The following is a 1,588-nucleotide window of genomic DNA, read 5'->3' on the forward strand; positions in this document are numbered from 1 at the left end:
CAACACATGGACGTCGGCGCGTTTACTGACTTCACGGATGGCCAGGTGCAGCTCCAGGCACAGCTGAGTATTCAAGGCATTGCGTGCGTGCGGGCGATTCAGGGTCAGGGTGGCGATGTTTTCCACCACCGTGAGGCTTGCCACAGAGGACAGATCGGGTTGGGTCATGGTTATACCGCTCCTGAACGGTGCAAGGCGTAGATGTCTTGCGAGTTGTAGCCAAGATCTTGCAGCACCTGGTCGGTGTGTTCGCCCAAAAGGGGCGGACGGTTTGCCGTGGGGTTGTCGTAACCGCTGAACTGAAACGGCAACTGGATGGCCGGGAAGCGACCGCTCTCTGGATGCTCGAAGTCAGCAAATACGCCGCGAGCGCGCAAGTGCGGGTCGACCACCACCTCGTCCAGCGTTTTCAGCGGCCCAGCGGGTACACCTGCAGCGTCGCAGGCAGCGCAAAGTTGATCACGGGTCAGCAGGGAGATGGCGCCCGTCAAGGCTGCCATCACTTCATCGCGGTGCAATACGCGGCCACTGTTGTGTTGCAGCCGCAAGTCGGTCCCAAGAGATTCGAGACCGAGCAGCGAACAAAGCGCATGCCAGTGCTGATCAGCTCCAGTGATGTGTACGTAACCGCCATCGGCACAAAGGAAGCTGGCTGAAGGCACACGGCCGGGATGTTCTGTGCCCAGACGCTCTGGCACTTCATCCAAAGCGAAATAGCGGGCGGCGGCCAAGGCCAGCAGACTGATTTGCCCGTCGAGCATGGAGAAGTCGAGGTAAGCTCCCGTTCCTTCTTTTTGTCTACCTTGGAGCATGGAAACGATACCCAGGGCGATCCACAAACCAGAGCTCAGGTCCGAGACCGGAATTCCCGGTTTCACCGGGCCGCCATCTTTCTCCCCGGTGAGACTCATGATGCCGCTCATTGCCTGGAATACAGTGTCGTAACCCTTGCGGCTGGCGTAGGGGCCGGTCTGACCAAACCCGGTGCAAGAAACGTAAAGTAAGCGCGGGTTGATTTCCTTAAGCACCTGCCAATCCAGGCCGTAACGTTTGAGGGTGCCAACCGGAAAATTCTCCAGCACCACGTCAGCCTCGTGGGCTAGCTTTCGAACGATTTCCTGGCCTTCGGCGGTGCGCAGGTTCACCGTTATCGATTCCTTGCTGCGATTGAATGCATAGAAATAGGCACTACGTTCGCGTCCCAATGCTTCGGCCTGGGCATCCTCGTCGAGGTGGTCGATGTTTTCGTCAGCCTGACGCACAAAAGGCTCATAGCCCCGGGTTTCATCACCGTCGACCGGCTGTTCGACTTTGATCACCCGAGCGCCAAGCTCAGCGAGAATCATGCCTGCAAAGGGGCATGCCAAAACACGGGCCAGCTCCACAACCGTTACACCTTCCAGGGGTTTCATGTTGACGACTCCGCTTGGTGAAAGGCACGCATTTGGGCATTCAATTGCTGACCGACCTTCAAGCCTTCGCTGAAGGGCAATTCAGTCACCCGGTGGAAAATACCCTTGGTGGCCTGCATCGCCTGTAACGGATGAGCGGCGATCTGGTGCGCTAGCGTTTTGGCCTCGCCAAGCAG

Annotated in this window: 1 protein-coding gene and 1 pseudogene; both read right to left on the reverse strand. The window is 58.1% G+C overall.

Annotated elements, in window-relative coordinates:
• Positions 1-170 precede the first annotated feature (170 nt).
• Positions 171-1,412 carry a CaiB/BaiF CoA transferase family protein gene (locus BLX41_RS32155; RefSeq protein ID WP_123728120.1) on the reverse strand — a complete coding sequence of 414 codons (1,242 nt, stop codon included), beginning with the start codon at positions 1,410-1,412 and terminating at the stop codon, positions 171-173.
• Positions 1,409-1,588: pseudogene (locus BLX41_RS33960) on the reverse strand (enoyl-CoA hydratase/isomerase family protein); the annotation flags it as partial. The pseudogene BLX41_RS33960 and the gene BLX41_RS32155, both read right to left, overlap by 4 nt.

Origin of the sequence: Pseudomonas protegens (assembly GCF_003732485.1) — a bacterium.
Taxonomy (GTDB): Bacteria; Pseudomonadota; Gammaproteobacteria; order Pseudomonadales; family Pseudomonadaceae; genus Aquipseudomonas; species Aquipseudomonas protegens_B.

Coding starts and splice junctions, on each gene's coding strand:
- BLX41_RS32155 (WP_123728120.1), bottom strand. CDS start 1,412: ATGAAACCCCTGGAAGGTGTAACGGTTGTGGAGCTGGCCCGTGTTTTG.